At 72.7% G+C, this 6,839-nt stretch carries 5 protein-coding genes and 1 pseudogene; 4 read left to right on the top strand and 2 right to left on the bottom strand.

Translation table 11 applies throughout. The features are described 5' to 3' along the window. Positions 1-225: pseudogene (locus QR78_RS28945) on the bottom strand (polysaccharide deacetylase family protein); the annotation flags it as partial. A gap of 390 nt (positions 226-615) precedes the next feature. Here QR78_RS28945 and QR78_RS28940 point away from each other — a divergent pair. From QR78_RS28940 to QR78_RS28925, 4 genes are read left to right on the top strand one after another with little or no spacing between them, the layout of a single operon-like run. Continuing rightward, positions 616-1,506, top strand: a complete 891-nt coding sequence (locus QR78_RS28940; RefSeq protein WP_244276428.1) for a 1-deoxy-D-xylulose-5-phosphate synthase N-terminal domain-containing protein — start codon at positions 616-618, stop codon at positions 1,504-1,506. After that, on the top strand, positions 1,506-2,402 hold the full coding sequence (locus QR78_RS28935; protein ID WP_048431075.1) for a transketolase family protein: 897 nt from the start codon (positions 1,506-1,508) through the stop codon (positions 2,400-2,402). The genes QR78_RS28940 and QR78_RS28935 overlap by 1 nt, the downstream gene beginning before the upstream one ends. Next, positions 2,399-4,366, top strand: a complete 1,968-nt coding sequence (locus tag QR78_RS28930) for an NAD-dependent epimerase/dehydratase family protein (protein ID WP_048431074.1) — start codon at positions 2,399-2,401, stop codon at positions 4,364-4,366. Before QR78_RS28935 ends, QR78_RS28930 begins: the two co-directional genes overlap by 4 nt. Beyond that, positions 4,363-5,898 carry a hypothetical protein gene (locus tag QR78_RS28925; RefSeq protein ID WP_048431073.1) on the top strand — a complete coding sequence of 512 codons (1,536 nt, stop codon included), beginning with the start codon at positions 4,363-4,365 and terminating at the stop codon, positions 5,896-5,898. The genes QR78_RS28930 and QR78_RS28925 overlap by 4 nt, the downstream gene beginning before the upstream one ends. Positions 5,899-5,917: 19 nt before the next feature. Here the strand turns inward: QR78_RS28925 and QR78_RS32190 are convergent, their stop codons facing one another. Next, the gene (locus QR78_RS32190; RefSeq protein WP_053221142.1) at positions 5,918-6,700 is read right to left on the bottom strand and encodes a class I SAM-dependent methyltransferase; all 783 of its coding nucleotides are present in this window, start codon (positions 6,698-6,700) and stop codon (positions 5,918-5,920) included. Between the last annotated feature and the right edge of the window lie 139 nt (positions 6,701-6,839).

Raw genomic sequence — 6,839 nt, 5'->3', positions numbered from 1 at the left:
GCCGTCGTCGAAGGTCAGCACCACCTCGCCGCGCGCGAGCGGCAGGGTGCGGCCGTAGCTCGCCCGGCCCACCGGGCCCTGCGCGAACGGCACTTCGAGGGTGCGGGCGGTACCCAGCGCATCGTCCCGGCATTCCGGCGCCGCCAGGGCCGGCGAGGCGGCGAGAAGACCGGCGACGACGCCCGCGAGGACACCGGACGACAGCGGGAGCTTGAAGCAACGCACGAACAAACCCCGCCACCGACGCCGGCCGTTCCGCGCATTATCTCGGGGAAAGCTGAGCCGCGGGTAAACGCTCCGGCGATCCGCCGTCGTCCATCCGGGACGAAGGCAGCAAGAACCGCCCCCGTCGCCGTTCCGATGTCGAACATCCGGCGGAAGGACCCGGATTCATGGATCGGTCACTTCCCGGCCATCAGGCGACGACAGGCGAGGCCGAGGGATCGACGTCGGGACCGGCCGTCGAGAACCCGGCCGATCTCCCGCGGCGTTATCGGCGACGCGCACTGTGAAACCCCGCGTCGCGCCCGACCCGCCGGCCCCGAGCGGGCCGCTTAACGGGACGCTAACCATGGCCGTCGTTCCGTCATCCGGGGAGCAGCGGGATCGGGGCGGATGGCACGGCACGGACAGACCCTTCGGGCGGAGAGCCGGCCGCCCGGGGCCGTCGCAACGGCGGCGCCTCCCGCGCCGCAGCCCGGTCTGCTGGCGCCGGGCCTCCTGACGCTGGCGCGCTGGCGGCTGCTCGCCATGCACCGGAACGCCGAGGTCGGGCATCTCGGCGGCAACCTGTCGGCGCTCGACGCGATGATGCTCGTCCATCACGAGATGCTGGGCGAGGCGGACCGCTTCGTCCTCTCGAAGGGCCACGCGGCGGGTGCGCTCTACGTCACCCTGTGGAGCCGCGGGCTGATCGCGGATGCCGAGCTCGACACCTTCCACGGCGACGGCACCCGGCTGCCCGGGCACCCCCCGGCCCGCGGCCTGCCGGGAAGCCGCTTCGGCACCGGCAGCCTCGGGCACGGCCTCTCGCTCGCCGCCGGGCTCGCCCTCGCGGCCCGGCTGCAGCGCCGGGCGGGGCGGGTCTTCTGCCTGACCTCCGACGGCGAATGGCAGGAGGGCTCGACCTTCGAGGCGATGATTTTCTCGGCCCACCAGCGGCTCGCCAACCTGACGATCCTGATCGACCACAACCGGCTCCAGGGCTTCGGCACGACGGGCGAGGTCGCCTCGCTCGACCCGATCGGCCGGGCGCTCGCGGGCTTCGACGTCGAGATCCGCGAGGCGGACGGGCACGACCTCGCGGCGATGCGCCGGGCGCTGGCGCCCGGCATCGACCGGCCGGTGGTCGTCGTCCTGCACACCGTGAAGGGCCGTGGCGTGCCGGCGATCGAGGGCCGCCTCGACAGCCACTACCTGCCCCTCACCGAGGCGCAGTACCTCGCGGCGATTCTCGGCACCCCCGGGACGACCGGGGACGAGGCCGGCCCCGGGGAGAATGCCTGATGCGACGGGAATTGTGCCAGGCCCTCGTCGCCCAGGCGGCGAGGCCGGAACTGGTCTTCCTCACCGGCGACCTCGGATTCGGGGCCCTCGAACCCCTGCGCGACGCGCTCGGCGAACGCTTCCTCAATGCCGGGATCGCCGAGCAGAACATGATCGGGGTGGCGGCGGCGCTGGCGAGCGAGGGGTTGGAGCCCTGGACCTACACGATCGCGCCGTTCTGCTATGCCCGCGCCTTCGAGCAGATCCGCAACGACGTCTGCCTCCACCGCCTGCCGGTCCGGATGCTCGCCAATGGCGGCGGCTACGGCTACGGGGTGATGGGCCCGACCCACCATGCGCTCGAGGATTACGGTATCCTCTCGACGCTGCCCGGCTTGCGCATCCTGGTCCCGGCCTTCGATTCCGACGTCGGCGACGTCGTCGCGGCGGCCGGCGCCTCGCCCGGCCCGGTCTATGTCCGGCTCGGCCGCGGCGAGTTGCCGGCGGGATGCGCCGCCCCGGCCTACGCCCCGTGGCGCCGCCTGCGCTCCGGCCGCGGCCCCGTCGTGGTCGCGGTCGGACCGATGGCGGGGATCGCCTGGGGGGCCTTCGCGCAGGACGGCGAGGCGGGACCGGAGGTCTGGGCGGTGAGCGAGCTGCCGCTCGCCCTCAGCCCCCCGCCGCAGGCCTTCGCGGACGCGCTCGCCGGCCGCACGCTCTGCGTCGTCGAGGAGCACGTCGCGCAGGGCGGCCTCGGCCAGGCGCTCGCCGCCTGGTGCCTGACCAGCGCCGCGGCGCTCACGGGATTCCGCACCGTGACGGCGGCCGGCTACCCGTCCGGCACCTATGGCTCGCAAGGTTTCCATCGGCGCGAGAGCGGCCTCGACGCCGAGGCGCTCCGCGGGCTTCTCGCATGACCCCGACCACCACCGACTGGATCGACAGCCTGAAGGGCCCCATCGCCGTGCTGGGCGCGGGCGGCTTCGTCGGCTGCAACCTCTTCCGCCACATCCTGGCGCGGCGGCGCGACGTCTACGCGGTCGCCCGCACCCTGCCGGCGCCCCGCCTGCGCGGCATCGACCCGAGGCACCTCGTCGCCGTCGACGTCACCGACCGGGCGGCGCTCGCCAGCTTCGCCGAGGCGATCCATCCGGCAACGGTGTTCGACTGCATCGCCTACGGCGCCTACTCGTTCGAGACCGACGCCGACCTGACCTACGCCACCAACTTCACCGCCCTGGTCGACCGGGTGGAGCGGTTCGCGCAAGGCGGGCGGCTCGCCGCCTACATCCATGCCGGCTCCTCCTCCGAGTACGGGCTGAACTCCGCCGCCCCCCCGGAGGACGCGGCGCTCGTCCCCAACAGCGCCTACGCGGTGTCGAAGGCGGCGGCGGCCCAGTACCTCGCCTATGCCGGCAAGACGCGGCGCTGGCCGGTGGCCAACCTGCGGCTCTACTCGGTCTACGGCCCCTACGAGGATGCCAACCGGCTGATCCCGGCCGTGGTCTCGCGGGGAATCGCCGGGGGCTACCCGGATCTCGTCGACCCGACCATCGCCCGCGACTTCGTCTACGTCGAGGACGTGTGCGAGGCCTTCGTGCGCGCGGCCGCCAAGATGTCGCCCGACCTCTACGGCGAATCGATCAATATCGGCACCGGGATCGAGACCACGATCCGCGACCTCGCCGGCACGGCCCGCGAGGTCTTGGGGATCGCGGACGCCCCCCGCTTCGGCGCGATGGCGCCCCGGGCCTGGGACATGGCGCGCTGGCAGGCGAACCCCGAGAAGGCCGAGCGCCTGCTCGGCTGGCGCGCCGGCACGCCGCTGGCGCAGGGGCTCGCCCGCACCGCCGTCTGGATGCGCGAGGCGGGAGCGGACCTCACCGGCCTCACCAAGGCCGGGGCGACGCGCCGGCGCAGCATCGCGGCGATCATCGCCTGCTACAAGGACGAGGAGGCGGTGCCGATCATGCATGCCCGCCTCACGGCGGTGTTTCGCAAGATCGACGTCGACTACGAGATCATCTTCGTCAACGACGCGAGCCCGGACGGGTGTGGCGAGCGCATCCGCGCCTTGTCGGCCACGGACCCGCACGTGCTCGGCATCACGCATTCGCGCAACTTCGGCTCGCAGATGGCGTTCCGCAGCGGCATGGAACTGGCGACCGCCCAGGCCTGCGTGCTCCTCGACGGCGACCTCCAGGACCCGCCCGAGCTGATCGAGCAGTTCCACGCTGCCTGGCTCCAGGGGTACGACGTGGTCTACGGCCGGCGCGTCAAGCGCGACATGCCGGTGATCTGGGGCCTGCTCTACAAGGCGTTCTACCGGGTCTTTGCCGCCTTCAGCTACGTGCGCATCCCGCACGATGCCGGCGACTTCTCGCTGATGGACCGGCGCGTCGTCGGCTGGCTGCTCAACTGCCCCGAGCGCGACCTGTTCATGCGGGGCCTGCGCGCCTATGTCGGCTTCCGCCAGACCGGCGTCGACTACGTGCGCCCCAAGCGGATGTTCGGATCGAGCACGAACAACCTGCTCTCCAACCTCGAATGGGCCAAGCGCGGGATCTTCTCGTTCAGCAACACCCCGCTGAAGCTGCTCACCGCCACCGGGACCGCGCTCCTCGGCCTCTCCGCGCTCCTCGGCCTCGCCATGGTGGTGCTGCACCTCGCCGTTCCCGGCATCGCCCCGCGCGGCGCGGTCTCGACCCAGCTGGCGATCCTGTTCTTCGGCGCCCTCAACCTGTTCGGGATCGGGCTCGTCGGCGAGTACGTCGCCAAGATCATGGAGGAGGTGAAGGCGCGGCCGCGCCTCATCCGGGCGGCGCTGATCCGCAACGGCGCCGCGACCGACCTGCCGCCCGAGGGCGGGACCCGGCCGTGACGCCGGACGCCTCCCGGCCGGACGACACGCCCCGTCGCGGGCTCGGCCACTTGCCCTTCGCGGCAGTGGTGATGCTCGCCGCGGCGCCGAACCTCCTGTTCCTGGCGACCCACCTGGCGAACCGGCCGCTGGCCGTGGGCGCCTGCGCCTGCGTCGCGGCGGCGCTCGCCCTCGTGCTGCGCGACCTCGGCCGGGTGCGGGCGCCGCTCGACGGTCCGCTCCTGCTGGTCTGTCTCGCGACCGCCCTCGTCCTCTGCCTCCTGGGCGGTCAGGCGCACCTGTTCTTCGCCAACGACGACTGGCTGATCCGCGACGCGGTGCTGCACGACCTCGTCGCCGAGCCCTGGCCGGTCGGCTACCTCTATGCCGGCGACGCGACGATGCTGCGCGCGCCGCTCGGCCTCTACCTGCTGCCGGCGGCGATCGGGAAGCTCGTCGGCCTCGCCGGAGCCCATGCCGCGCTGCTGGCCCAGGACACGATCCTGTTCGGTTGCCTGTTCTACGGCTTTGCCCGCCTCGCGCCCTCGCGCCGGCGCGGCCTCGCCCTGCTGGCGGTCTTCGTGGTCTTCAGCGGCTGGGATATCGTCGGCAGCATGATCGTCGACGATCCGCTGATCCCCGGCCGTCATCTCGAGCAGTGGCTCGGCAGCCTGCAATTCTCCTCCCACGTCACGCAGCTCTTCTGGGTGCCGAACCATGCGGCCTCCGGCTGGGTCTTCGTCGGCGCCTACGGCCTGTGGCGGTCCTGCGCCTTGCGGGCGACCTCGCTCGCGGTGGTGTTCGGCCTCTGCGTGTTCTGGTCGCCGCTCAGCATGATGGGCGCCCTGCCCTTCCTCGCCGCGGCACTGGTCGCGGATCTCTCCGCGCGGCGGCTCACCCTCGCGGGCCTGACGGCCCTCGCCTGCGCGGGCCTCGGCCTCGTGCCGGTGGCGCTCTATCTCGGCGCCGACGCCACGCGCGTGCCGCACGGATTGCAGGAGCTAACCAGCACCTTCGCCGGCCGCTACGTCCTGCTGATGGCTCTCGAACTTCTGCCCTTCCTGCTGATCCTCCGGCTTTCGCCGTCCGCGGGCGACCGCTGGACGCGGCGGGAGACCGGCCTCGTCGCCGGTCTGCTGCTCGCCGTGCCGCTGTACCGGCTCGGAGGAGCGGATTTCGTCATGCGCGCCTCGATCCCGGCACTCGCCCTCCTGGCGCTCCGGGTCGGGGCGGCGGTCCCGGACCTGCACGGCCCCCGCCGGATCATCGCGGTGGCGATCCTCGGTTTCGGCGCCGTCACGCCCGTCTACGAGGTGATCCGGGCTCTCCGCGTGCCGGCCTTCGCGGTCAGTTCCTGCTCGCTGCTCGCCGCCGCCCGGACGCCGCCGAACGACGGCCCGCTCTTCCACTACGTCGCCCGGATCGACGACCTGCGGGGGCAGCCCGCCGACCGCGTACTCGCCAAGCCCGAGGCCCTGGTGCGGCGCGTGCCGCAGGCCATGTGCTGGCCCGACCACCCGGCCCACCAGGAGCATGCCGGGACGATCTTCTGAGGCTTTCGTCGGCGGGCCGTCAGCCCGGCCGGCGGGCCGTCACGGTGTAGCCGAGGCAATCCTCGCCCCAGTCGCCGCGCAGGGACAGGGTGCCGATCAGACCGAGCAGGCCGAGGACCGGCAGCAGGGCGAGACCCAGGAGACGTCGCGCCGGATGCCCGGCGGGATCGCCGAGCGGCAGGAGGCAGAGCGCCATCGCCTTGTAGCAGGCGACGGTGACCGGGTTGCCGCGGGCGGTGACGCGGATCTCGCGAAACCCCGCCCGGCGCAGCAGCCGGTCGAGCGAGGACGGCGTGTAGCGCCAGTAATCGTAGGGAACGAAATGCCAGCGCGCCGCGAAGGGCACCGTGAGGACGAGGCGTCCGCCCGGCCGCAGGCAGGCAAAGAGCCGATCGACGAAGGGCGCCGGGGCCTCGACGTGCTCCAGAACCTCCGTGCACAGGACGAGGTCGACGGAGGATGGGGCGACCGGCCAGTCGTCGCCCTCGTAATACTCGGTATCGGGAATGGCGTAGCCGAAGCGGTCGCGGGCGTCGGCCCGGTCGATGCCGCGATAGCGGGCGGTCCGCGGCAGGAGCGGACGGAAGACCTGGGCGCCGCAGCCGACATCGAGCACGTCGCCGGAGGCGGCGGCGAGTTCGCCCCGCAGGTCGCGCCAGGCGGACCCGGCCTGGAGATCGAGCAGGCGGCGGCCGGCAGCGAGCAGGGCGTCCCAGCGGGAGCGGCGGGGGCGGAAGACCGGCGGCTTGAAGCGCTCGGCCGTCGCATCGATCAGGTTGCGGCGCGTGGCGTGCGTGCTCATCCGGTCGCGATCCGATCGCCGAGGGCGCTCATGCGCTCACAGCCGCCATACCGATGCGCGGTGCGGCAGGCTGAGGATAGTGAAGCGAAGTGCCGTCGGTAAGAGATGCCGGAGTAATATGGCGCGCCCGAAAGGATTC

The organism is Methylobacterium indicum (genome assembly GCF_001043895.1).
Classification (GTDB): Bacteria; Pseudomonadota; Alphaproteobacteria; order Rhizobiales; family Beijerinckiaceae; genus Methylobacterium; species Methylobacterium indicum.
Note: the sequence above shows the minus strand (reverse complement) of the source record. Positions and strands in the feature narration are given on the sequence as shown.

Excerpts from the sequence above, each read along its gene's own strand:
- QR78_RS28940 (WP_244276428.1), top strand. The coding sequence starts at position 616 with ATGGCACGGCACGGACAGACCCTTCGGGCGGAGAGCCGGCCGCCCGGG.
- QR78_RS28935 (WP_048431075.1), top strand. The coding sequence starts at position 1,506 with ATGCGACGGGAATTGTGCCAGGCCCTCGTCGCCCAGGCGGCGAGGCCG.
- QR78_RS28930 (WP_048431074.1), top strand. The coding sequence starts at position 2,399 with ATGACCCCGACCACCACCGACTGGATCGACAGCCTGAAGGGCCCCATC.
- QR78_RS32190 (WP_053221142.1), bottom strand. The coding sequence starts at position 6,700 with ATGAGCACGCACGCCACGCGCCGCAACCTGATCGATGCGACGGCCGAG.